20 protein-coding genes are annotated in these 25,698 nt (G+C 45.5%); 8 read left to right on the top strand and 12 right to left on the bottom strand.

Features of this window, described 5'->3' with window-relative positions:
- The first annotated feature begins 76 nt into the window (after window positions 1–76).
- Window positions 77–700 carry a pyridoxamine 5'-phosphate oxidase family protein gene (locus tag GC093_RS24350; protein ID WP_171654512.1) on the top strand — a complete coding sequence of 208 codons (624 nt, stop codon included), beginning with the start codon at window positions 77–79 and terminating at the stop codon, window positions 698–700.
- A gap of 71 nt (window positions 701–771) precedes the next feature.
- Here the strand turns inward: GC093_RS24350 and GC093_RS24345 are convergent, their stop codons facing one another.
- The 3 genes from GC093_RS24345 to kduI form a co-directional block, all read right to left on the bottom strand.
- The gene (locus tag GC093_RS24345; protein ID WP_171654511.1) at window positions 772–2,940 is read right to left on the bottom strand and encodes a sensor histidine kinase; all 2,169 of its coding nucleotides are present in this window, start codon (window positions 2,938–2,940) and stop codon (window positions 772–774) included.
- A gap of 38 nt (window positions 2,941–2,978) precedes the next feature.
- Window positions 2,979–4,613 carry a thiamine pyrophosphate-binding protein gene (locus GC093_RS24340; RefSeq protein ID WP_171654510.1) on the bottom strand — a complete coding sequence of 545 codons (1,635 nt, stop codon included), beginning with the start codon at window positions 4,611–4,613 and terminating at the stop codon, window positions 2,979–2,981.
- Window positions 4,614–4,805: 192 nt separating this feature from the next.
- Window positions 4,806–5,639: a 5-dehydro-4-deoxy-D-glucuronate isomerase gene (gene kduI, locus GC093_RS24335; protein ID WP_171654533.1), complete on the bottom strand. Its 834-nt coding sequence runs from the start codon at window positions 5,637–5,639 to the stop codon at window positions 4,806–4,808.
- A gap of 310 nt (window positions 5,640–5,949) precedes the next feature.
- Here kduI and GC093_RS24330 point away from each other — a divergent pair, with 310 nt between their 5' ends.
- The 4 genes from GC093_RS24330 (at window position 5,950) to GC093_RS24315 (ending at window position 10,923) form a co-directional block, all read left to right on the top strand.
- Window positions 5,950–7,257 (top strand): aminotransferase class I/II-fold pyridoxal phosphate-dependent enzyme, encoded by a 1,308-nt coding sequence (locus GC093_RS24330; protein ID WP_171654509.1) that lies wholly within the window; start codon window positions 5,950–5,952, stop codon window positions 7,255–7,257.
- Between the two features lie 172 nt (window positions 7,258–7,429).
- Entirely contained in the window at window positions 7,430–9,178 is a 1,749-nt protein-coding gene (locus GC093_RS24325) for an ABC transporter ATP-binding protein (protein ID WP_246315208.1), read from the top strand.
- Window positions 9,179–9,196: 18 nt separating this feature from the next.
- Entirely contained in the window at window positions 9,197–9,874 is a 678-nt protein-coding gene (locus tag GC093_RS24320) for a response regulator transcription factor (protein WP_171654508.1), read from the top strand.
- Window positions 9,871–10,923 carry a sensor histidine kinase gene (locus GC093_RS24315; RefSeq protein WP_171654507.1) on the top strand — a complete coding sequence of 351 codons (1,053 nt, stop codon included), beginning with the start codon at window positions 9,871–9,873 and terminating at the stop codon, window positions 10,921–10,923. Before GC093_RS24320 ends, GC093_RS24315 begins: the two co-directional genes overlap by 4 nt.
- Here GC093_RS24315 and ilvA read toward each other — a convergent pair.
- Both ilvA and GC093_RS24305 read right to left on the bottom strand, forming a co-directional pair.
- The gene (gene ilvA, locus GC093_RS24310) at window positions 10,907–12,172 is read right to left on the bottom strand and encodes a threonine ammonia-lyase IlvA (RefSeq protein WP_171654506.1); all 1,266 of its coding nucleotides are present in this window, start codon (window positions 12,170–12,172) and stop codon (window positions 10,907–10,909) included. The genes GC093_RS24315 and ilvA overlap by 17 nt on opposite strands.
- Before the next feature lie 220 nt (window positions 12,173–12,392).
- Window positions 12,393–13,940: an S-layer homology domain-containing protein gene (locus GC093_RS24305; protein WP_171654505.1), complete on the bottom strand. Its 1,548-nt coding sequence runs from the start codon at window positions 13,938–13,940 to the stop codon at window positions 12,393–12,395.
- Window positions 13,941–14,291: 351 nt separating this feature from the next.
- Here GC093_RS24305 and GC093_RS24300 point away from each other — a divergent pair, with 351 nt between their 5' ends.
- Together GC093_RS24300 and rsgA are read left to right on the top strand one after the other, a co-directional pair.
- The gene (locus GC093_RS24300) at window positions 14,292–15,917 is read left to right on the top strand and encodes an FAD-dependent oxidoreductase (RefSeq protein WP_171654504.1); all 1,626 of its coding nucleotides are present in this window, start codon (window positions 14,292–14,294) and stop codon (window positions 15,915–15,917) included.
- Between the two features lie 280 nt (window positions 15,918–16,197).
- On the top strand, window positions 16,198–17,259 hold the full coding sequence (gene rsgA / locus GC093_RS24295; RefSeq protein ID WP_171654503.1) for a ribosome small subunit-dependent GTPase A: 1,062 nt from the start codon (window positions 16,198–16,200) through the stop codon (window positions 17,257–17,259).
- Between the two features lie 102 nt (window positions 17,260–17,361).
- On the opposite strand, the gene GC093_RS24290 is transcribed toward rsgA, so the two are convergent.
- The 3 genes from GC093_RS24290 to GC093_RS24280 form a co-directional block, all read right to left on the bottom strand.
- A complete protein-coding gene (locus GC093_RS24290; protein WP_171654502.1) occupies window positions 17,362–17,919 on the bottom strand; it encodes a hypothetical protein in 558 nt (185 codons plus the stop codon).
- A gap of 54 nt (window positions 17,920–17,973) precedes the next feature.
- Complete coding sequence (locus GC093_RS24285; RefSeq protein WP_171654501.1) at window positions 17,974–19,425, bottom strand: DEAD/DEAH box helicase; 1,452 nt, start codon at window positions 19,423–19,425, stop codon at window positions 17,974–17,976.
- 62 nt (window positions 19,426–19,487) lie between these two features.
- Window positions 19,488–20,267: an alpha/beta hydrolase family protein gene (locus GC093_RS24280; RefSeq protein ID WP_171654531.1), complete on the bottom strand. Its 780-nt coding sequence runs from the start codon at window positions 20,265–20,267 to the stop codon at window positions 19,488–19,490.
- A gap of 171 nt (window positions 20,268–20,438) precedes the next feature.
- Between GC093_RS24280 and GC093_RS24275 the strand changes: the two genes are divergently transcribed.
- On the top strand, window positions 20,439–20,702 hold the full coding sequence (locus GC093_RS24275) for a DUF2573 family protein (RefSeq protein ID WP_171654500.1): 264 nt from the start codon (window positions 20,439–20,441) through the stop codon (window positions 20,700–20,702).
- Window positions 20,703–20,770: 68 nt separating this feature from the next.
- Here GC093_RS24275 and GC093_RS24270 read toward each other — a convergent pair whose 3' ends face one another.
- The 4 genes from GC093_RS24270 to GC093_RS24255 form a co-directional block, all read right to left on the bottom strand.
- Window positions 20,771–21,547, bottom strand: a complete 777-nt coding sequence (locus GC093_RS24270; RefSeq protein WP_171654499.1) for an SDR family NAD(P)-dependent oxidoreductase — start codon at window positions 21,545–21,547, stop codon at window positions 20,771–20,773.
- A gap of 94 nt (window positions 21,548–21,641) precedes the next feature.
- A complete protein-coding gene (locus GC093_RS24265) occupies window positions 21,642–22,100 on the bottom strand; it encodes a chemotaxis protein CheX (protein WP_171654498.1) in 459 nt (152 codons plus the stop codon).
- 216 nt (window positions 22,101–22,316) lie between these two features.
- The gene (locus GC093_RS24260) at window positions 22,317–24,818 is read right to left on the bottom strand and encodes an O-antigen ligase family protein (RefSeq protein WP_171654497.1); all 2,502 of its coding nucleotides are present in this window, start codon (window positions 24,816–24,818) and stop codon (window positions 22,317–22,319) included.
- Between the two features lie 68 nt (window positions 24,819–24,886).
- Window positions 24,887–25,684 (bottom strand): ABC transporter permease, encoded by a 798-nt coding sequence (locus GC093_RS24255; RefSeq protein ID WP_171654496.1) that lies wholly within the window; start codon window positions 25,682–25,684, stop codon window positions 24,887–24,889.
- Window positions 25,685–25,698: the final 14 nt, after the last annotated feature.

Here is a 25,698-nt window from a genome sequence, read left to right as displayed (position 1 = left end):
ATTGGAGCTTTTCGATTGTCAATGTCTGAGGTAAGCTTACTTTCAAGCTTTTATCTAGCAGGGGGAGATGGAATGAATGAGAAGAGACGAGTTCAAAATAACCGATCCGGAGGAAACCGAATCCTTTTTACATGAAATGACCTATGGTGTGCTTGGAACTATAGGAGAAGACGGATGGCCGCAGCTGACTCCCTTGAACTTTGCCTATCAGAATGGCGAGCTTTATTTCCACGGCAGTAGAATCGGATCTAAGATGGAGCAATTAAAGAGTGACCCACGAGTAACCTTTTCCGTTTCCAAGGAGTATGCCATCATCCCTTCCACCTTTTCCGATCCGAAGCTTGCATGCCCTGCTACCTCTTATTTCAAGTCCGTTCTCATAAAAGGCTATGCAGAGCTAGTCGTCGACCCAGAGCTTAAAGCATCGGCACTGACAGCATTTATGGTCAAGCTCCAACCGGAGGGAGGTTATGCTCCTATCGATCCGCAGGACCCTGATTATACGCCGCAGATCAAGGCTACAGCCGTTGTGCGCATCCGAATCACGGAAGTTTCATCCAAATTCAAGTTCGGACAAAATTTAAAGGAGCCTAAGTTCAGCCAAATTACTGAAGGTCTACAGGAACGAAACCGGCCATTGGACGCCGAAACCATTGAGCTCATGAAGGCCTACTGTCCTCATTACAAAGCTCAGCAATAACAGAAAAAACACTTCTTACCCGTCCATTCGATCACGGTATGAAGTGTTTATTTCTTCTACATAGGCCTCTCTTAGATCATCGAGTATGTGTAAGACAGATGCTCTACCTTGCTTCCCGTCAACGCTAGCGGCAGCTCAATTTCTACAGTCGTGCCGACCCCCTCTGCGCTTTCCACATGGATGCGGCCGTGATGGTACTTAATGATTTGGAACGTGACCATCAGGCCGAGTCCGACCCCTTTTTCCTTCGTTGTGTAAAAAGGCTCGCCAAGCTTCGGAATCCGTTCTTTGGACAACCCGCTTCCTTGATCCTTAAAGCAGATCGCCACGTGATCGTCTTGTAGTTCGACTCGAATTTGCAGCATGCCCCCGTTCTCCATGGATTCAATCGAATTTTTTACAATATTAATAAAAGCTTGCTTCAATTGACTTTCTGCGCAGCTAACATTAGGAATCGGCCCCTCTATCTTCAGATCAATTTCCACGTTGTTCATGATTGCTTGTGATTGAAGCAGCCTAACGACATGCTCAAGAATCTCCCTCAGGTCATTTTTCTGTAAACTAATGCACTGCGGTTTGGCAATAAAAAGCAGCTCGCTGACGATAAAATTGATCCGATCCAGCTCAGACAGCATAATTTCAAGATTTTCCTGTTTGGTGTTAGGGTTCGAAAACAAAAGCTGAATAAATCCACGGAGCGTTGTTAAGGGATTGCGAATTTCATGTGCGACCCCTGCAGCCAGCTCTCCTATTACTGACAGCTTGTCTGTCTTGCGAATGATTTCTTCTGTTCTCTTTCGTTCAGAGATATCAGAAAAGATAACCACGCCACCATGAATAGCGCCCTCCTTAACTATGGGAGTCAGTACATATTCAACTGGAAAAGATAACTCGTCTTTTTTCCGAAACATAACTTCTTCTTCATATTTGACAGTACCATCACCAAAAATATCTAAGATGGATTCCTCTGTATTATTATTACCCCTCCCTTCTTCACTCCAAATAAGATCCGTGTGCTTTTTTCCGATCAACTCATCTACGGAATGACCCAGCATGCGTGCGGCTGCCGGATTACAAAAGGTTATTTCCCCCTCCAGGTTTAATCCGTATATACCTTCCCCCGCTGAATTGAGAATGAGTTCCAGAATACGGTGGTTCTCCCGCAATTCCTTGGTTCTGTCGTTAATGATCAATTCCAGCTGCTCCAGCTGAATCGCATTGGATAAAGCCGTAGCTGTAACATCTACAATGGATTGAGCCAGCAGCATATCCAGCTGAGAATAGGTGCGAATCTCACCTAAACTAACAACGGCGATAGTTCCTAGAACCTCTCCTGTTGCTACCAGTGGCAGCATGAAAACTCCTTGAATCCCGAACTTGTGGCATGCTTCATGGTTCGGACGATGATCTGCATCCACATCTGGAATAAATACGTATTTCTTGGTGCGGATCACCTCTTGGAACAGTAAATCCTTTTCGTAATCAAGCTTGATTTTGCTATGTGTTTTACGCCACTGCTCTTCCGTCCATTCGCTGCTGCCGCTTAATTTAGCCGGACGAAAAGTACTTCCGATAGAATCACACAGGTGTACGCCGATATTTGTATTATCCAGCACTCGCCCCACATAACGGAAGCAGGTGTCTAATATCTTCTCTGTAGTCGAACATAGGGAAAGCTCGCTTGTGACATCAAGCAGCAGTTGTTTCTCCCTAAGAAGCGATTGGATCGCTTGGAATTGTCTCACATTATGAATCGACACAGCAGCCATATTAACGTAAGCTTCGACTGTTTGAATTTCCGATTCAGTTAAATTCATAGCAATTCCATAATCGAATAAAAATACTATACCGAATAGTTCATCTCCATAAGAGATTGGCAGTCCCAACAAGGAACGGATCTTGAACAATTCCACTGGCTTCGGATCCGGTCTGTTATCTATCGATGTGTCGGGTATATAGATGCTCTTCCTTGTTTCTATAATATCCCTGGCCAAATGATCGGTTTCTGGATCTACAATCATTTGATTAAGTGTAACCCCGTTAATATGATCCGGTTTACCTACATAGCCACGAAAGGTTCCATCCGATTGAGGCAAATAAATTCCAGTGGAGTCACATTGGACTATTTCATCCGATATAGCAGATGCAACCGCCTCAAGAAGTGAATGCAAATCCAAATTTGAATTAATCAGTTGACTGATTTTGGCCAACCGGGCATATCTGGCTTGATCATCATTCATCTTTACACCATCCTTAATTGATCCAATTGCAGGAATAATTACTTTTGAAAAGAGGAAAGGAACTTCACTCTGTCCCCCATAGGAGGAATGTTGTTATCCACTATTGAAATTTCAAGCACAGCAGGCCCATCTGTAACAATATCATGCAGCATTCCTGCCGACAGGTCTTGCAAATTCTCTACACGCCAGCTAGGAATGCCCATCGAATAAGCCATATCTGATATCGAAACAGGCTGCTGCTCGAAGCGCGGATGGCTCCGTTTGTATTGAAGCGTATGCCCATGATAAACCATACCCAGTCTTGCATTATTAACTACCACGAATAAAATGGGAAGATTGTATTCCTTGGCCGTTAAAATTTCCATGCCATGCATGAAAAAGCAGCCATCTCCCGTAATGCATACCGCAGGCCGGTAAGGGTCTGCAAGATTCATCCCAATCGCGGCTCCAATCGCGGTCCCCATTGCGCCAAAATGCACATTCAGATCAAAAGTATCCATCTCTGTAACCTTCATATAATGGATGACATACGACATAAATTCACCGATATCGACTGCGTAGCGGGTTGAAGATGGCATATGCTTTTGCAATGACAACAGCGCATTCTGAGTGTTGTAACCGGTTGATGGCTGAGGAATCGAAGCAGCTGTATCGGGTTCGAAGCTATTGCGGCGAAGTCCCATCCGCTCCAATTCCTGGATTAGAAACCTAAGGCCCAAGCCCGCATCTCCCCGTATTGGCAGATCAATGGGATAGGTACGATGGAATACCGTTTCATCTATATCAATTTGTACGGTATATCGATTTTCAGTCAGATGTTTGTTCCAGTTGCTAGTTGCCGTCTCACCAAGACTGGAGCCGACAATCAGAATAGAGCGGTACTCTTGGTCCTCTATAAGCCTGGTAGCCCTCTCCTGTCCAGCAAAGCCGAATACACCCTCATATAGCGGATGGGAATCAGGTATGTACCCTTTCGCCTGTGGTGTCGTAATAATAGGCCAATTCAGTGTTTCGGCAAGCTGCAGCACATCTGACATAGCACGGCGGGCACCTTGGCCGACAAAAATGATGCCTTTATTGCGCTCCACAAGCTCCTTCGCCGCTTCCCTCAGCAGTGAACGGTTCGGAACGCTGATCTGCTGCTGTGGAAACGGTGGCAACATGACTGGCTCTATCTGTTCCAGCTGTATGTCTATGGGCATCTGAACGTGAACCGGACCTGGTATCCCGCTGAGTGCGATCTCCACAGCCTTCGCTACCTCATAAAGTAAATCCTCAGCGCGTGAAACCGATACGCTATACTTGGTCACGGGTTGAAATAAGGGTACTGCGTTCAACTCTTGAGAGGCATTCAACCCAACAGTCCTGATGGGAACTGAGCCTGTCAGAAACAGCACCGGAAGATGCTCACGTAATGCATGTGCAGCTCCCGTCAGCAGATTCGTACTGCCAGGACCGCTGCATCCAATGCAAACCCCCAGGCTATCTGAATGTTTCGCATAAGCTGCCGCCATATAGGAAGCAGCTCCTTCATGCTTAGCAACAATCGGCGTAATTTGGGTTATTTCATACAATTCGTCAAAAAATGCGTTTATTGAACCCGCAGGGATCCCAAATACATATTTGACTCCTCCCTCTACTAAAAAATCAATTACGCTACGAACTGCTTTCATTATAAGTAACCCCTTTTCTACATAGTTCGATTTTGTTTGACAATCTTCTACACAATTCCTTTTATGGTAATATTTAACTAATATTATAATTCTTCATGTCGACATAAAATCCTTTTTTATTTATACAAATGTTCTAAAAACAAAAAAAAGGACGCTTTTCAGCGTCCTTTTTTTCAAACCTACAAATATTTCTTAACGCAAATCCTTCGGTTGAACCATGTCCATATCGCTGAACTCTTGGTTTTCCCCAGCCATAGCCCAGATGAACGTATAGTTATTAGTACCTACACCGGAATGGATCGACCAGCTTGGTGAAATGATCGCTTGCTCATTGCGAACAACAAGGTGACGAGTTTCAGTTGGTTCGCCCATCAAGTGGAACACCAATCCGTCTTCAGGCATATCAAAGTAGAAGTATACCTCAGAACGACGGTTGTGAGTGTGGCAAGGCATAGTATTCCACATGTTGCCTGGCTTCAAGAGGGTCATACCCATTACAAGCTGGCAGCTTTGAATACCGTTTAAGTGGATATATTTATAAATTGTACGTTCATTGGAAGAATTGATCGAGCCTAGGTGTTGAGGCTCTGCTTTGCTGATTTCCACTTTCTCAGTTGGATAGTTTTTGTGAGCTGGAGTGGAGTTGAAGTAGAAACGTGCCGGATTAGCAGAATCTGCACTTTTGAATACCACTTCTTTATTTCCAAGTCCTACATACAGACAATCTTTGCTTTCCAGCACATATTCGGTGCCATCAACAGTAATGAAGCCTTTAGGACCTACGTTGATGATCCCAATTTCACGACGCTCCAAGAAAAATTCAGCGCCCATTTCATGCTTGTCCGCTTCGAGCTTGATCGGCTCTGCTGTAGGGATAACGCCACCGGTAATAAAACGGTCAACGTGACTGTATACCATGTTTAGCTTGCCGGGTACAAACAGACTTTCGATAACAAACTCACTTCTTAATCTGTCTGTATCATACGATTTAGTTTCTTTTGGATTAGTAGCATAACGGATTTCCATAGCAATAATTGCCTCCTCGGAAAATATAAGTAGTCGGGTATTCGGTCCAATCATCGGAAAACGATTTAATTGTGTATTCTTAATTCCGTTCTGTCCGTTCCCCATCATATGGTAACATAAATCGCTTCGTCTCGCTACCACGCCCCATTTTACTTGCTCGGCAGCTTACTTATTGAAAACAATTCTCAATTCAACATAATTCAACGTGACTCCCCTTGGAGAAGATGGTATAATATTGCCTAAATGTTGGGCTTCACAAAATCCATGGCCCCGCTAAAGCGAAGTTCAGATCACGGAAGGACGGACCCAAATGAATCCTCTTGCACAACAGCTAAACGATACGATTTCCAAAGAAAATAATCATGTATATGACATGCTCTCAGGCTTAGGTAAGCAAATATTTTTCCCAAAGGTAGGCATTTTAAGCCAATCAGCGGAAGCCAAGCAAAAAGCCAAGAAATTCAATGCTACCATCGGTACAGCGCTCGAAAATGGGCAGCCTATGCACCTGAAGGTCATTCAAGATACATTATCCGCCTACAATCCGAAAGATATATACGAATATGCCCCGCCAGCCGGCAAACCAGAGCTGCGTACCGCATGGCGCAGTAAAATGCTTGAGGAGAACCCAAGCTTAACTAGTAACGGCTTAGGCAATCCCATTGTCACCAATGCATTGACACATGGATTAAGCATTGTAGCTGACTTATTCGCTGACGTAGGCGATGCAGTCCTCATCCCCGATAAAAACTGGGAAAATTATGAGCTGACTTTCGGAATTCGCCGCGGTGCTGAAATTGTTAATTATCCGCTTTATAATAGTGAGCGCAAGTTTAATTCAGCTGCATTGCGTGACGCTTTGCTTGCTCAAACAGGCAAAAGTAAAGCTATCGTTGTATTGAACTTTCCGAACAACCCGACCGGCTACACTCCGGGTCCTGAAGAAGGCAAAGAAATCGTAGCCGTTATTAAAGAAGCTGCTGAGGCAGGAATTAACGTTGTAGCTGTAGCTGATGATGCTTATTTCGGTCTTTTCTTCGAAAATTCATTGCAGGAATCACTAGCAGGCCAACTGGCAAATTTACATCCCCGCGTGCTTTCTATCAAAATAGACGGCGCTACGAAGGAAGAATTTGTTTGGGGCTTCCGCGTAGGCTTCATCACCTATGCCGGACAAAGCGAAAGCATGCTGGCAGCACTTGAGCAAAAGACGATGGGAATTATCCGTGCAACTATCTCAAGCGGGCCGCACCCTTCCCAAACCTTCGTGCTTCACGCATTAAACGCTCCTGAATTCAAAGCTCAGAAGCAGGAGAAGTTCGAAATCATGAAGGGTCGCGCCAACAAAGTTAAAGACATTCTGGATAACAAAGAGTTTGATGCAGTTTGGGAATATTACCCTTTCAACTCCGGATACTTTATGTGCTTGAAGCTGAAAACAGTCGATGCAGAAACACTCCGCGTTCATCTGCTGAATAATTACGGAATCGGAACCATCGCTCTTGGTGAAACCGATCTTCGGGTTGCTTTCTCTTGCATCGAGGAAGAGAATTTGGAGGAGCTGTTCAGCTTGATTTATCAAGGCGTACAGGACATCCAAAAAGTGACTGCACAATAATAATTAATTGTAATAGATAACAAAAGCCGGATTCTCTAGTTCATTTGAGAATTCGGCTTTTTGGTATTTTTTTACACCTGTTATTTTCATGCCAGTTTACATTCAGTTTATATGGATGGGGTATCTTTACACATAAGATAGATACGTTTTTTCTGGAGAGGATGATTCTACATTGAAAAATAATAATCAAAACGGGGGCTGGCGCGACTTCGTGCGTTTAATTTGGCAGACCAAGCCTCCGCTTCTATTAATGGGCATTGCACTTGCAATGAGCATAGGCTCCACGTTAGTCGGTTTAAGCATTCCTTTGTTCACTAAAAATATGGTTAACAACTTCTCGCTCGATTCGATTGACCGGATTCACATTATAGGACTGGGAGCCGCTTTTATTTTGCAAGCAATCGCTGGAGGCATCTCTGTATATTTACTGAATCGATCAGGACAGAAGGTCGTTGCTTCACTTAGAGATCTTTTATGGAAAAAGCATTTGCAATTACCGGTTCCCTTCTATGACAGGCATCAAACAGGGGAAATGGTTAGTCGTGTAGTTAATGATACGGGTATCCTCAAAGAGTTAATCACTGAAAACCTTACAAGCTTTGTGACCGGTCTTATTTCCATCGTAGGCGCAATAGGAGTATTACTGTATTTGGACTGGAGAATGACGCTGCTCATCGTGCTTGCTGTTCCCCTCTCGATGCTGTTCTTGCTCCCTCTCGGACGCAAAATGCGTCAAATTTCAAAAGGATTACAGGGAGAAACTGCACTTTTCACAGCTACGCTGACTCGCGTGCTTTCTGAAATTCGTCTGGTTAAAACCTCCAATGCAGAGCAAGTTGAGTACGGCAACGGACAGCGCGGTATTACGAATTTGTTCCAATACGGCGTAAGAGAAGGTAAAGTCCAAGCCGTCGTAGGACCCTTAATGTATTTTGTCATCATGCTGCTATTCGTGGTCATAATTGGATATGGTGGACTTCGAGTATCGACAGGTGAGCTAACGTCTGGTGATTTGGTTGCTTTCCTCTTATACTTATTTCAGATTATAGTGCCTATCACACAGATTTCACGCTTTTTTACCCAATTCCAAAAAGGGATGGGCGCTACCGAAAGAATTATTGCAACACTCGCGGCTGAAGAAGAGGATATTCAAAGCGGCAGCCCTGTAACGGATCTGGGACAGCAAATTAGGTTGGAGCAAGTTAACTTTGCTTATCCGTCTGGAGATCAAGTACTTAAAGACGTGAATATGACGATTGAAATGGGAAAAGTAACGGCTATCGTTGGACCAAGCGGTGGCGGAAAAACAACCCTTTTCTCGCTGCTGGAACGGTTCTACGAGCCGCTAGATGGACATATTGGAATTGGCGGAGAAGCATTAACCAGCTTATCCTTAAGCTCCTGGCGGAGCAGGATTGGCTATGTATCTCAAGAGAGCCCGCTTATTGCCGGTACGATCCGTGACAATATTACCTATGGCATGGAACAAGCAATAAGTGATGAGCAATTAGCGGAAGCTGCCAAGATGGCTTATGCCGACGTATTTATTAATGAGCTTCCGAATCGGTACGATACTGAGGTCGGCGAACGAGGCATTAAGCTCTCCGGAGGTCAACGTCAACGGATAGCCATCGCTAGAGCGCTGCTGCGAAATCCAAGCGTCCTGATGCTGGATGAAGCTACCTCCAGCCTAGACAGCTTATCCGAAATCATGGTGCAAAAAGCATTGAAAAATTTAATGCAAGGACGTACGACGATCGTTATCGCCCACCGTCTGTCCACCGTAGTGGATGCAGATCAAATTGTTTTTATCGAAAAAGGCAGGGTTACTGGAAACGGAACACACCACCACTTGTACGAAACCCATTCCATGTACCGAGAGTTTGCCGATCAACAGCTGCGCATGCAGTCACCTGTCTGAAAGGAGTGTGAGGATTAGATGCCTACCCTAATGGTTGTAGATGATGACCCGCATATCCGGGAGCTGGTTCGCTTATTTTTGGAGCGTGCTGGATTTGACATAATAGAAGCACGGGACGGTGCTGAGGCGCTGAGTAAATTAGAAACGGTAAAAGCGGATATGGTCATTCTCGATATCATGATGCCTATCATGGACGGCTGGAAGCTTTGCGAGGAGTTAAGCACGCATTATGAGATGCCCCTGTTAATGCTCACAGCCAAAGGGGAAACGGCTAATAAGGTAAAGGGCTTTGACTTGGGTGCAGATGATTATCTAGTTAAGCCCTTCGAGCCTGCTGAGCTGGTTGCAAGGGTAAAGGCATTGTTGAAGCGTTACCGTATCTTCGTCTCCCAAACCATACAAATCGGAGATCTTCAAATGAATCGACATACCTTTGAAGTCAGTGCTGCTGGGGAAATGCTGACATTGCCATTGAAGGAATTCGAGCTTTTGTTCAAGCTGGCCAGCTCCCCCGGGAGGACACTCTCGCGGGAACAGCTTATAGAAGATATATGGGGATATGAATTTAATGGAAATGAGCGCACGTTAGATGTTCATATTAACAGGCTGCGGGATCGATTCTCCGCATGCACAAGCTCGTTTATAATTAGAACGATTCGCGGTCTGGGCTACAGACTGGAGGTGGTTGAAGAATGAAACGCATGGCACGTGGGGTGTTGGGCATCATCGTAGCTCTAATAGGTCAGGTTGCCTGCTATGCATTGGCCTATGTGGTTACATCTTGGATTTACACCTATTGGAATATACAGCTGCCTGATTTAACGATTCAGCTAATAAATGTATGCCTCGGTTCTTTGTTCGCTTTTGGTATCATTATGTTCATCGGTTTTTTTTCCAGACCCAGACAGATGCATATTTTCAATGCCATATTAGATGCGATGCAGCAGATCAGCAAGGGAAACTTCAATATCAGTCTGGAAAAAAAACGAGGGAATAAAGGTCATTTTGACCACTTTGTGGATGGGATCAATCATATGGCTCAGCAGTTAAAGCATCTGGAGACCATGCGCCAGGAGTTTATCTCTAATGTTTCCCATGAAATTCAATCTCCGCTAACCTCGATTAACGGATTCGCCCAAGCCATGCAAAATGAAAAGCTGAGCGAGGAAGAACGTCAGCATTACCTCCATATTATTGAGACCGAAAGTAAAAGACTGTCAAAGCTAAGTGACAACCTGCTAAAGCTCACCTCATTGGAATCCGAGCATCATCCATTTGAGCCGAAACCGTATAGGCTTGATGTTCAGCTGCGTAATATTATTTTGGCCTGTGAGCCGCTTTGGCTGAACAAAAGCATTGAAATGGATATTTCACTTATTCGCGCAAATGTAACAGCCGATGAGGAGCTGATGAGTCAGGTATGGATAAACTTGATTCATAATAGCATAAAATTCACACCCGAAGGCGGTACAGTCTCCGTTAGTATGGAACAGCTCGATAACCAAGCAGTTGTGTGCATATCTGACACTGGAATCGGTGTAGCAGAGGAAGATCAAACACGGATATTTGAACGATTCTTCAAAGCAGATAAGTCCCGAAACCGTGCCAGCAGCGGCAGTGGGTTGGGACTATCCATTGTGAAGAATATCGTTGAAAGGCATAATGGCATGATCCGAGTGGAAAGCAAGCTCGGAGAAGGCACATCGATTACCGTAGTTGTGCCTGGAATCAAATCAGTAAGTTAAACAAATGAGGGTTTTTGTTGATTTCCACATATTTGATACCTTTGTTGATCATGCGCTCAATCAAGGGCTCGTAATCCTCTTTGCATTTAAGCTCAATTCCAACAAGCGCCGGCCCATTCTCCTTGCTTGTTTTCTTCGTATATTCGAAGCGGGTAATATCATCATTCGGCCCGAGCACTTCATCGAGAAATTCCCTTAAAGCACCCGAACGCTGCGGAAACTCAACCGTGAAATAATGCTTCAGCCCCTCGTAAATCAGTGACCGCTCTTTTATTTCCTGCATCCGATCTATGTCATTGTTGCCGCCACTTATTATGCAGACCACATTTTTACCTGCGATCTGCTCACGGTAGAAATCCAGCGCCGTAATGGTCAGTGCCCCCGCAGGCTCGGCAACAATGGCATTTTCGTTATATAGCTCAAGAATCGTCGTACACACCTTGCCTTCAGGTACAACAACTATGTCGTCAACAACCTTCTGACAAATCTCATAAGTTAACTCACCCACTCGTTTAACAGCGGTGCCATCCACGAATTTATCGATATCGCCAAGGGTTACGATCTCCCCTTTATCAATGGATTGCTGCATGGATGGTGCGCCTGTTGCTTCAACTCCGATAACTTTGGTTGATGGACTGATGCTTTTGATATAGGTTCCGACACCCGCTGCTAGCCCTCCACCGCCAATTCCCGCGAATACAAAATCAACCTGTTCCCGCATATCATTCATTAGTTCCAGCGCTACGGTCCCTTGACCAGCTATAACCTTCAAATGATCGAACGGGTGAACAAACTGCATCCCCTCCCGCTCGCTGCAGAGAACCGCTTCCTTTAACGAGTCATCGAAGGTATCGCCAATCAGGATCACTTCCACGTAGGTGCCGCCAAACAGCTTAACCTGGGAAATCTTTTGTCTAGGCGTTGTCGTTGGCATAAAAATTTTGCCATGAACTTGAAGCGCTTTGCATGAATAGGCTAATCCTTGAGCATGATTTCCCGCGCTAGCGCACACAACGCCCTTGCTAAGCTGCTCCTCGGACAAGCTGCGCATCAAATGGTACGCGCCGCGGATCTTAAAGGATCGAACAACCTGCAGGTCCTCACGCTTCAAATACACGTTGCAGTTGTATTTCTCGGACAATATAAAGTTTTTTTGCAGAGGAGTATGGTGCACGACATCCTTCAGCACGTGACTTGCGACAATGATATCTTCTAGCTTTACAGACTGACTGCTCATCATTTCCTCCATGTATCTTCATTTAGTAATTTTATTTATTATACACCGTTAATTAGCGCTGTCCATAACTTTTACAAAGAAATAATCCCCCTATTACGAGGTTATCCATATAAAAAAGAACAGCCCTCCCACACGGCCATTGTGACCGCAAGCGGAAGCGCTGCTCCTCCTATTCAAACCTTTTTCTCTGAAAGAGACTATCTCCTTGTTACCTGCTTACTTGTTATCTCTATTATTTAATCACGATCGTATGAACGACATTATTAGTGCCTCTCAATTCAACTGAGCGGTTTGATGTCAGCTGGGAACGATCGCCTTGAATAGTTCCATTCGAAGTGTTATACAGGAATGTTACATTGGAAGTTGTGTTGTAGTATACATTGTTTTGAACGGAACCATCGTTCAATATTTTGTTGATGGAGATCGAATTAACTTGATCGCTGGAATTAGTTGTATAAGAATTATACGTACCGTTTACTATAAAATTAGCCTGTTGATCGTTCGCAAGCGTCGTTACAGCCACAAATACCACTTTACCGCCAGATGTACGAACAAGTACTTCATCGCCTACTCTTAGCTCGGATGCTGCTACGGATTGACCGTTGCGAATAATAGAAACATTCGAAGCAAGCTCGTTGCTATAGGATTGACCATCTTTGATCACTGTCAAAATATTGTTGCTTACCGCGGCGTTCACTGAAGCTGTGAAGTTAGTATTATCAGGTAGTTGGTTTGAGCTGCCATTACCCAGCTTCTTTACTTCTACAAAAATCGCTTTGCCGCCATAAGTGCGAACAATCACTTCGTCCCCTGTTCTTAGTTCACTTGCCGCTACTTTAGCACCATTGCGGAAAATGAAAGCTCCAGAATCCAACTCTACACTGTACGGTTGACCTTTTACAGTCAATGTTAGTAAATTGTTGCTTACTGTGGAGCTAATTGTTCCGCTAATAGAAGCGTTGTCCGGCAATTGGCTGCCTGTACGATCCAACAAAGCTGCCAATTCAGCGCGAGTTACAGGGTTGTTCGGACGGAATGTGTTGTCCTCGTAGCCATCAATAAGGTTTTTCTCAATCGCTAGTGCAATATAGCCAACGGAACCAGCTGGAATCTTATTAGCGTCTTTGAAGGTTAGCTTCGTGTTCATCTTCGTTTTTGCTTCGTCCTGCAGCTTCATCGCTTTGATCAAAAGTGTAGTTGCCCATAAGCGGTCTGCTTCCTTGCCAGGGTTGATCATATCGTCGGATTCCTCAAACAAATCGTTTTGAAGCGCGACACTTACATAACCGGTTGCCCATGAATAGCTGTTTTTCAACTTGTCTGCATCCTTAAAGTTCAAGTTCGCTGCTTTTGCTTCTGCAGATTCTGCTTGATCACGAAGTCCCATCAGCCTTACAGCTGCAGTAATCGCTTCAATGCGGGTAATGGTTTTGCGCGGCTGGAAGGTGCCATCCTCATAGCCTTCAAACACTCGTTTGGAAGCCAAGCTTGCAATGTAGCGTGCTGCCCATTCTACGTCTGCGCCTTTTACATCGTCAAAGGATAATTTGATGTTTAAATTTTTAACATTCAAGTTGTTTATGTTAATATCTTTGTTGTTTTTGTCGTTGTTTTTGTCGTTATATTTGGTTTCAATAACGTTATTCCAATCGCGTCCGCGGTCTTTATCTTTGTCGTTGCCTTTGCCTTTATCATTGCTGGCAAATGCTGCAGTGGAACCACCCATAACCATCGCTAGCGTCAATCCTGTTACGACAACCTTCTTGAATGAATTATTCATCATCATTTCTCCTTTTGGTTAGGTGAAGTGCTAAATACGGATCAACCAGATGCCAGCGGCGGGCTGGAGGCATAACAAATATGCCCTTAGACCTGCCAATGAATAGTGGCGATCAGGATGTAGTAGTTTCGCCTTCCCTGCTATGAATTTTTCGTGGAACATGATTGAGGACCTTCGCGAAGAGTTCCTTGGATTTACTAAAACTTTCGCCGTCTGCATACGCTTTGTGGGGGTCATTTTGATCGGCTTCAACAAAATATGGTAAACTAACAACGAAAGAAACCTATTTATAGTAAAATACATATGAATATGATAGGTTGCTTTAGTGGAGTAAGAGGAGGAAACGTACATATGAAGTGGAAAAGTAAAGGTCTTTCAATAGGGATCGCGGTGTTAGCGTTAGTCGGCTTGGCTGCCGTGTTCACGTCTATGCCCTTTTTTGGTAAAACCAGTTCAGGGGACAAGACTTCACCAATAACTACTGTTGATCCGTCCAAGGAGACCAAAGCAGAAGGAAACAAACAACCCGCAGTTCCGCCAGAGCCGCCTATCCCTTCGGAAAAGGTCGATGTAGCCATATTCGGTAGTGAATTAGAAGGGCTTTATTTGGCAAGAGCAGCCGCAGACGAAGGTCTGACGGTTAAGGTTCTTGATCCGCGTGAAGCTTTCGGTGGTCAAGTATTGCAGGGCGAAATGCTGTTTTTGGATGAAACGCGTGACGCCAAGGGGCAGCTGCTGGTTCAAGGCCGAGCCAAAGAGCTGTTCGACGGCTTCCGTAACGGCAAGATCCGCAAGCTTCCCGAGTTTACGCAATATTTTGATAAGCTAAAAAAAGATATTCCTATAGAATCGGGCATTAAAATTCAAGACATCAAGCAAATACCCGGCCAGTTCGGGCCTCATGCCATAGAATCCGTCACCTATTCAGGCAAAGACGGGTCTAAGAAGAATATTAAAGCGGATTATTGGGTGGACAATACAGATTTCGCCGCACTGCTCAGCAAGCTTCAATCCACCCGCATGCCAGGCTTAGAGCAATTCTATGGTCAAAATAAGATCGAATACATGAGCACCGGGATGATGTTAAAATTCAAAAATGTCGATTGGAACAAATTTAATTCAAGCTTCAACAGCTTAACCCCTGAGCAGCGCAGTGCCAAATATGGCGGCGGCTCCGTGAGCGAGAGCTTTGCGATTGGTTTGAGCGGCATGACGAACAGATTTAAACCAAGCAACGATCGAGTATTCCTGCGGGGATTAAATGCGGTGAACCAACGCGACGGCGAGGTCATTATCAATGCATTTCTAATCTATACAGTAGACCCATCGGATGATAAATCGGTTGCTGAAGCTATGGAGCTTGGGAAAAAAGAAATTCCGCTTATTTTGAATCATTTCCGCAAAAACATTACCGGCTGGGAGAATGCGGAGCTGAATGGCTTCCCTAATTATTTATACATCCGTGAATATAACCATTACGAGACCGATTATGTGCTTAAACCGTCCGATATGCTGGGCGCCCGAATGTTCTGGGATAACGTTAGTATCGCCGGGTATCCGCTTGATCTTCAAGGCACTAGCGAAAACAAGTGGGGCATCGAAATGGGCCGTCCGGATAAATATGGAATGCCGCTGCGCAGCTTTTTACTAAAAAATTACGATAACGTCATTGTAGCTGGGAAAAATGTCGGGTCCTCGGCCATCGCTTACGGCAGCGCCCGGATTCAGCCGAACACAAGCCTTGCAGCAGAATCAATAGGCATTATACTAGGCCAGATGCAGGGTAAGAAGAAGCTCCGCGAATTGAAGGAGCCCGATATGCCTGCACTCAACAGCTACCTGGAGAGTAAATACAAAATAAAAGTGACCGGAGTCACCGGCAATAATAAGATCGCAGGCTGGACGGCTGATGAAATAGCTAAGCTGGACACCGGAGAAATCGTCTACCCTGCTTATGTGAACAAACGGAAGAAGTAAGCTCTGCTTACAAAATCTTTTGAACAGACAAAGACCCTACATGCTTTTTATGAAAGCATTGGGGTCTTTTTTTGCATGCATGGATTAGATTTATTTTGCTTAAAGATTTAATGGTTATAATGATTCTCGCCCTGTTGGGTTCATCTGAATTTGTATATACTAACCTTTAACTAAAAGGAACGGAGTGATGTAGGATGAGTGTAACTGGAAACAAGGTTTGGAAACCACTAGAAGAAATGATTCAAATAGGGCTAGGGCTAAAGCAACTTGAGGAGGATTCATGGAGAATAACAAGTCACTGGAGGCTTACGGCTATCAGCCGTTTTTCGCTAATCAAGATACGGAAGGCTACTCAATTGGCCGTGTTGCGCTAGAGCATAAGCATTTATACCGCATTTACACAGAGGATGGCGAGTGGCTGGGGGAGCTGTCTGGAAAAACCCGCTATGAAGCTGTACGACGTGAGGATTATCCGGCTGTAGGGGATTGGGTTAAGATGACCAAGCTGCTTGGGGAGCAAAGAGCGATCATTCATGGGGTTCTTGAACGCAAAAGCAAGTTTTCGCGTAAAGCAACTGGTCCCACTACGGAGGAACAGATTGTAGCAACCAATGTAGATCGCGTATTCCTTGTAATGGCCTTGAACCGGGACTTCAATGTCCGGCGGCTGGAACGCTACTTGGTGCTGGCCTATGAAAGCGGAGCAGCACCCGAGATCGTCCTGACCAAAAAGGACTTATGCGAGGATCTGGAAGCTCGGCTGCGCGAGGTAGAGACCATCGCCTTCGGCGTGCCCGTCTATTCCGTCAACAGCTTGGCCGATGACGGAATTGAACAGATCGCGGCCTCCCTGCGGCCGGGTGAAACCATCGCGCTGCTAGGCTCCTCCGGCGCGGGCAAATCGACGCTGCTGAACAGCCTATACGGCGGGCAGCGTCAGAAAACCGGCGGCGTCCGCGATGGCGACGACCGCGGCAAGCACACGACGACGCACCGCGAGCTCGTCGTCCTGCCGAGCGGCGCGTTGATCATCGACACGCCGGGGATGCGGGAGCTGCAGCTGTGGGAAGGCAGCGAATCTATGGGCGCAGCCTTCCACGATGTCGAGGAGCTGGCTGCAGGCTGCCGGTACACGGATTGCCGGCATAAGCAGGAGCCGGACTGCATGATCCGATCCTCCTTGGCGGACGGAACCTTAAGCCAGGAGCGTCTGACTAGCTACATCAAGCTGCAAAAAGAGCTTGCCTATAATGAGCGCAAGATTGACGCTGGAGCTGCCCGAGCCGAAAAGGAGCGTTGGAAGAAGATTCATAAACGAATGCGCGATAACTCCAATCATTAATCGGTCACATAAAAGCACCTGCTCCAAAGGAATTTCCTTTGGAGCAGGTGCTTTTATTGAGTGTGTTAAATTTCATCATCCAACCCTCGGGTCTCCCCTACCTCACCGCAGCTTTAGAGCTAAGCTCAGCTTAAGGCTGTGCTCAAGGAACGTGATGCTCTTTATTCCAGCCACCTTCGGCATATAGTCATTAAGAGGCACTTGAATAGGCTTCAGTTGAAACCATTCCAACGGAAGGTTCATTTGCCTGATTCGAGTCCCAGTGTGCACGGCCGTTACATAGGGCTCCTGCCAGGATACGGCGAATTGCAGCACAGCGCCAATTCGCCATTGCTTCTTATAAAGAAGACTCACATCCGCGATGAGCTCGTTTCCATGCAGCGTAAATCGTGCACCCGTTATCTCGATCTCACCGCGGTTAGAAGCAGAATTAGAGTTTCGAGTAACAAGCGCCTTCTTCAACAGGTCGTTTACCTCAGGCTCGCTCAGCTCAACCTCAAGCTTCCGTGAAGCCAGCATCTCTGTCAGCTTGTTGCGTACCGACAGATCTGTGTAAGTCAGATCCAACGCAGTCTGCGGTTGGACATACCAATAGAGACCACCCACCAGTAATGCTATCAACAGCACAAATACAATTAATCCTCGCAGTAGCTTCCCCATGCTCCTGTGAACGGCTCCTCTCCGAATACCCCCAAAAAAAGTTAAGCAATCAGCTTACGTTGTTGGCTTATTCGGCTTGTCCTTCAGCCAACGTGGCGCTCCCTTGTTCTTGCGCTCCCGCTTAAGCTCTTTCTCCGACTTCCGTTTAACAGCAGGCGCAGCAGGCTTCTCAGCAGCTTTAGGAGCCGCTGGTTTGGACAATAAGTCGGCTGAAGCTGCCACATGCGGCTTAGCTGCCTGTTCCCTTGGCAACCTTCCAGCGCCAACCTGCTTCCTGCCTTCCGCAGCCTTCGGCGATTGCTCCGAAGCGGAACGCCGTTTGGCCGGCTCTCCTTGCGAACGGTGCTGAGATGCAGCTGAACTTCGGCTCTTCCCCGGCTCGTATACTTTGCCATAAGCCATTTCTTTTTCTTCAATAGTTATTTCCAACGTTTTCGAAAATTTATTTATAATAAATTGTTCTTTAGGTGTAATGATGGAAATGGCAATTCCCTTTTTCCCCATCCGTCCGGTCCGTCCAACACGGTGCACATAATGGTCTGCATCAATAGGAGGATCCAAATTAATTACATGCGTTACATGAGGAAAGTCCAATCCGCGTGCTGCAATATCAGTAGCAAGGAGCAGTTGGAACTTTCCGCCACGGAAATCCTGCATAACCTTGGCTCGCTCCTGCTTACCCGCATCTCCATACAACGCTTCGATTGATAAATTGGAATATTTAAGCTTCTCAACAACTTCTGCAACAGCATCTATTTCATTAACAAACACTATAGCAGCAGGAGGGTTGTACAACCGGACAATTCGACGGAGCATATCGATCTTTTCCCGCTCCTGACATACAAAGTACAAGTGGTCCAATGTTTCAGAGGTGCGCTGCTGCGGATTTACCTGCACATATACCGGCTCCTGCATCCAGCGCTCAATCACCACTTGAATCGGCTTGGGCATCGTCGCTGAGAAGAAAAGCATCTGGCGTTCACGCTGCATCCCTTTGAATATAGCTTCTGCCTCATTCATTGAGCCCAGCTCAAATACTTGGTCCACCTCGTCAACAACAACAGTCTTTACATAATGCATGCTTATTTTGCGATTCTTCAGCAATTCAAGCACACGTCCCGGTGTACCGACAACGAGATGCGGACGCAGCTTCAAACGGTCGATTTGTCTGCTGATGGCTGCACCGCCAATTAAAGATTGCACACGGATACCGCTACCTTCTGTAAGAAGCTCTATCGTTTGTATGATCTGTATCCCTAGCTCTCGTGTTGGAACCAACACAACCGTCTGCAGCTCTTTAGAGCTCTTATCTATTTTATGCAGTAAAGGCAGCGCATACGCCAATGTTTTTCCCGATCCAGTCTGTGACTGGGCTACTACATCTTTACCCTGTAAAATAACAGGTATCGATTCCGCCTGAATAGTCGAAGGCGTCGTAATATTTAGGTCCTGAAGCTTACTAACATAAACCTCATCAATATTTAAAGCTGAAAAACCGCTGTTCATCGAACTCCCCCTTTATTATTAGCATCATACCAATGCATGCTCCCAACATCAAGGCTTATGGCCTATCCCATTTCCTTAAGCTTCTGTGAGATCCATGCAAATACGGCATCCAATGCTTTCTCATCCAATGCTTTTGGAAAGCGATGCTCCAATCCCTCGTACAGCTCCATGGCATAATCCATGCCTGCCTGCTCTAAGGCTTCAGCCAGCTTGCGGGCATGGGACACGTTAACTAGAGGATCCGCTGTACCGTGTACAATCAGAATAGGAACCCGTACATGCTCCAGCCAATACACAGGCGAGCGGCTTTCATAAGCCTCGGGATTTTTGCGTGGATGGCCAACCACCCGCTTAAGCATCCTCCGCAGATCTACTCGCTGCTCATAGGTGTCGAATAAATCGCTGACCCCTCCCCAAACCACAACCGGGCCAGCTTGCTCGCATTGCTTGGCTGCCAGCATTGCCATCATCGCTCCGCGCGAAAAACCAATCAACGGTACAGGACCCGGCTGAACCTCTGGCAGCGACTGTACCAGTGTAATCGCATGGCACACATCGAAGCGATCCTCTCCGCCGAAATCCTCCTTGCCCTCTCCGCCTTCATTCCCGCGGTAAAATGGAGCAAACACAGCGTATCCCCGTTTTGCCATGGATAAAATACGTCGCTTGCGGACCATACCTACCTTGCGGATACCGCCGCGGCAGTAGATGAGGCCAGGACTAGGCTTCCCAGTCTCCGGAACAGTCAAATAGCCTTTGACCTTAAGCCCTTCACTAACATAAGTGAGCATGTACAACAAAACACCTTTAATCGGACTACGTAATTGTACCCTCTCTATCATAGCTCCATTGGATGAGCCATTTTCTAAATGATCCTGCCCTTCATCCACGGTTTCCAACACAACCACTCACTCCATTCTCCGGTGCTGTGCAAGGTATTGCCCCTTTTTTTGACAGAAAACTTTTCGTGCGCTAGACTTACTTTGAAATATGTTCTGAAAGGTGGAGTTTCTATGAATTCTGAATTTCATACTGAGTTCGAAGCATTGGTCGAAAAATTCTCCGAGCTATTAACCGGAAGCAGCTCTCCAGAAATGGTGGAGAAAATTAAAATTTGGTCGGTTTACAACCATATTCACAAAACGATGCCTGCACTGGCCAGCCATTGGAATCAATCTCATCCAGAAAGCAGAGCGATCATCCGCAGCTTATATGAAGAGGTACGCCAGCTTAATCTGGAGCTCAAAGCAAAGAACCAGAAGCCAGAGTCCGAATAAGTAATGTAATTATTCCCTTTAATTGCGAGACTATGAAAAGCAGTTCAGGGCGGAGGGAGCTTGCTTCCTCACTTCTTATTCATCATTTTCCCTGCTACTTTATCAAATGCCCGCGGGAACAGCTGAAACAGCTTAACACCTAAGCCTGCTACGAACGGCATATCAATCTCAGGAATTCGCCGTTCAATGGCTTTAAGTACTTTATCGGCCACCTGATCAGGCTTCAGCATAAACCATTGTATGTTTTTCACGTAGTTGCCTGACGGATCAGCTCTGTCAAAAAAAGGCGTATCAATCGGACCCGGATTAATCGCTGACATGTGTATACCCGAGCCTGTCAGCTCCTGACGCAAGCAGTTTGTAAAGCCCAGCACCGCATGTTTGGTCGCGGAATATCCGGTTGATTTGGCTGATCCGATTTTACCAGCCATTGAAGCAATATTCACGATATGGCCGCTCTTAGCCTTAAGCATATGAGGAAGCACTGCTTTGGTACACCGTACCGTGCCCATGTAGTTGACATCCATCATACTCTCTATCTCATCCAAAGAGGCTTCAGTGAATGTCTCAAACACTCCATATCCGGCATTATTAATGAGGATATCAATACGACCGAAGCGCTCAATTACCTGCTGCATCGTATGCATCACCTGCTCGTTGGAGGTAACATCCAGCCTGTATATCCCATGCGGCCTTCCATTCAGGGAGGCCGCTACTTGTGTCAGCTTATCCTCGGAGCGTGCCATCAGCACGGGAACTGCACCACGTTCAGACAGCTTCTTAGCCATAATCGCCCCGATCCCGCTGGACGCCCCAGTAATGACAGCAATTTTCCCATTGAACATTCGCTATTCCTCCACAACTTTCTATTCAACCAAAAAAAAGCGGAATGCTTCCTTCCTTAAGGAAACTCCCACTTTGTATTGTAAATGATTTTGATTACACGATCAAAACTTGGATATCCAACTCGCCGATTCCTTCCATGATAAGAGGGATCGTCAAAGCCTTCTTAGGTAAGAAACCTGCGGATGTCGCGGAATGCAATAATTTAGGAGGAGTAATGTCTACTCTGACGCCTTGATTAAACAGCATGGTGCTTGCGTTGCCGCTGATCATATTGCCGAGCTCGGAAATGGCGCTCTTGCTCATTTCATCCATCTCGGTTATAACATAACCGCCCATCATAGCGGATACCACCTTCAGAGCTACATCCTCATGAAGTCCAAACACAATATCGCCCTGCATCTGCCCGGTCATCCCAATTTGGATCCAGATGAACTTCTCTACAAATTTTACGTCTTTTATCCCAAGCTGTCCGGTTGAAGGTCTGATGTTAGCCACTTGCTCTATGACAATTCTAGCTGACTCCAAAAATGGATTAATGTATTCTGCCTTCATAAATAAATCGGTCCCCTTTGCGACAAAATCCCGTAGATTTGTAGGTCTCATTATTGCTACATTATACCTAAATATGTCGAATAAGTATACCTTTATTAAAAAAACAAGGCTGCCAATTAAACGATGATTCGCCGAATAATTGTTGGAGGATCTGATTCCCGCAAGACGACCCTAATCCATTAATTGGTAATAAATTCAATCATTCTGTTCATAGATCTAAGGCGCTCCGCTTGCCAGCTTAGTTATTTCAGCTCTTTCCTCCGGATGCTTCAGAACGAAAGCTTCGTAAATCGGCAGATCAGTTTGTCCCTGCTTTTGAAGTGCTGCCAAATACCATCTGACAATAAGTTTCGTTACAGGAGTGTCCGTCTGATCGTTCACATTTCTATGTAGAGCCTCAACTGCTTCCTTATAATTATGTCTGGAATAGTTCAACTGTCCAATAATTAACGATGTACCTGGTGTAACTTCGAATGGCTCTCCTTGAAGTTGTCCATTCGGGAGACTCTTTAGCGACTCTTTCTTAGATACAACCAACCGATACCAATCCATGGCCTGATTCCAATGCTTAACATTCGCCTCTGTCTGATTGCCGGTCAACGCTCTATTGCCAAGTTCATAGTTCAAGGCAACTGCACGATCATACCAATTGGGCCCTCCTTGATTAACATTAAGCCCCCAAGTCACCTGCTTTAAGCTGCGTTCTGTTAATTTCAATGCTTCATTTAATTTGCCGGCTGAAACATTCTGATTATATTCAATCTCCAATACTGGTTTATTATAGGGCTCCTTGCTGTTAAGCAAAGTTACTATTTTCTTGGCTTCCTGCTCATACCGAACATCCTTAGATTGACTGTATGCCTGATAAAGCAGCTGTAATTTCAAAATTAAATAATCGGGATGTGCCGGTGACGAGCGGATCGCCGCTTCCAACGGTTCGAATATTTCCTCCATGCTTAAATTTGCTGGCGAATCCAGCTTAGCCACAGCTTGATTGTAATAATGATTTCCTTGAAGTTCTTTTACCGCAACAAAAATAACAACAATAGAAAGCAAACCCATTACAACTGGATAAATAAATCGGAATACACCTTTATTCAAATGTGGAATCCAGCCCATCTTACGGCTTGCCAGTGTTTGCTTGATTCCAGCTGACAATCCTCCTAAACAAAGAAATACAACAGCAGCCAAATAAGCGTAGCTCATCTCAAAATCAAGCAGGCTATGGAGCAAAATAGATACTGAAATCAAGTAAAAAACCTGGTAATGTCCTCTATCCTCATTCTGTTTGAAAAATTGCAGCGCATATAACCCATAAACCGAAACAAGCAATACAACAAGAGCCAAGAAGCCTAGCAAGCCTGTTTCAACCAAATATTGCAGAAAAAAGTTGTGAACTTGCTTGACGATATAAGGATTGTTTTGATACTGCTGGTATAAAGTAGTCCAAGCTCCTCCTCCTGCTCCGGTGACAGGATAATCCTCGACTATTTTTAACGAGTCCTTGTACATCGTCAGCCGTTCCAACACACTGTGCTGTTGAAAGTTAATGGATAGCACACGTTTTTGCAGCTCAGAGGGAAGCAGCTTTACTATCCCATTATTTTCAGAAATAAGGAGTAAAGCTAGCAGCCCAAAGACAATCATCGCGATAGGAATAAACAGGTTTGCGAAGCGATATTCACTAATTTTCAGCATTATTTGTTCCAGCCTTGGAACTAGATAACGTTCGCTTAGAAGAATGGCTAGACCGGCAATGATGGAGATAGAGCCTACCATACACCATCCCTTCAACGATTGCGGATCAAACAAGCTGACGGTATTAGGATTCATCGGATTTCTGCCGGCAACCTGTTCGAACAAGCTAGTTGTAATCTTTCTGATCGGCTCGGCAATCAGCAATGCACCGGCAGAACCAACAGCCAAATAAAGAAAAAAGCTAATTTGCCGGACTAACCTATAGAAAGGAAGAATAGCCAGCAATATGACTGGAAGCATCACGAGGCCACCACGGGAAAGCGTCAGGAAAAACGACAGCAGAAGCGGCACCACCATACTCCCATGCAGTAAAATCATGTACCATCTGCGGGAGTTCATCAAAAGCCACAGAGCTGACAGCAGCAGCGCCAACAAATACGCTGCATACGCATTAGCATATTGAAAGACGGAGGTTAAACGCAGCCCCTCACCCGACAACATAACCGCATCTTTGTAATAAGCGTTGCCGAACATGTTCATAAAACAGTAGAAGACGGCTGCATAACCGGCAAATACGATCCCGTACTGCACCCATTGTGCTCCCTGCCTCTGCTTCGTAACAACGGCAGCCAGTGCAAAGAAAGTGGCATACATCACATTCAGCATTACCATTAGCATCGCATAATGGCCGGAAGCTGCCTGAAAGGAAGCTATGAAATAAATGGCTGGGATGCTCCATATTCCTAAGGTCAGCAAATCCGTAACGTTCTCCAGCTTCCAACGGTAAAAGTAATGAATGCTTAACAAAAACATCATAACCCCCGCAGCGATTAGGGCAGAACTCAACGGCAGCTCATACTGCACGGAATAGCCGTAAAAGAGGGCTGTTTGAAACAAGCAGCCAAATAAAAACAACCCGATGAACAAAAGAAATAGCCAGTAGAGCACAGACTTGTGTAATGATTCTTGGTGTACTAGCACCTTGTTAGCTTTATACGAATACTTTGTGCTTGCAGTCATTTCCAACCTCTTCCTAAACATTTTTTCCCACATTTGGTAGACGTGTTTAGGGGAGCAAAAGTTTCATTTCAATTTCGAACTCCCATCATGTTGCCGGAGCTGTAACGTTTTAATCCGTAGTAAAAGAACGCCGTGCCGCCACAGGTCAGCAATACCGCCACACCGACTGCTTTCGCTAAAAATAAGGGTTCAACCGATCGCAGCAAGCCAATCGGCATATAGCTGATGAAGCCTGCGGGAATTACCGTAAATAGAAGCAGCTTACCCCAACCGGTAAAAATGCCTGTCGGATAAGTTGAAAAGGCAAGCAGCCCATTAAACATCTGCTGGCTCAATCCTTCCGCATTACCCAAAAAGAAAGCAAGAGACTGAAAAATAATGACAAAAAACATGAAGATCAACATAGTAATAAGCAAAGCAAGCGCAAATTTGAGCAGCCCAATAGCCGAGCAGTCGCCAAACAATCCATACAAGATTACTGCGAATAATACATCACCTATAGCTGAAACTGACATACGGCTTATTAGAATATGAAGCAGCACTGGTTTGGGTTGCGACAGGTAAATATCCAGCTGCCCTGCTGCAATAAGAGAAGCCAGACGATATGCGTTGCCGAACAGTACAGCCGACAAACCGAATCCGCCCGCGCTTACAGACCACATCATCATGACATCCTGCAGCGACCATCCATTCACGACTTGAAATCGTTCGAAATAAAGTCCCCAGAACAAAATCCAAACCGTATTGTTTACTACCATCATTCCAGCGGTCAGCAGAAAACTCATGCGGAATTCCATCGCTCCTGCCAGATTCAGCTTCCAGCAGCTCCAGACGAAGGCAATGAGTCCTATCCCTTTATTCATCATTCGAATTCTCCCCC

Origin of the sequence: Paenibacillus foliorum (genome assembly GCF_013141765.1) — a bacterium.
Classification (GTDB): Bacteria; Bacillota; Bacilli; order Paenibacillales; family NBRC-103111; genus Paenibacillus_S; species Paenibacillus_S foliorum.
The sequence above is the reverse complement of the archived record's forward strand: the minus strand, read 5'-3'. Positions and strand labels throughout refer to the sequence as shown.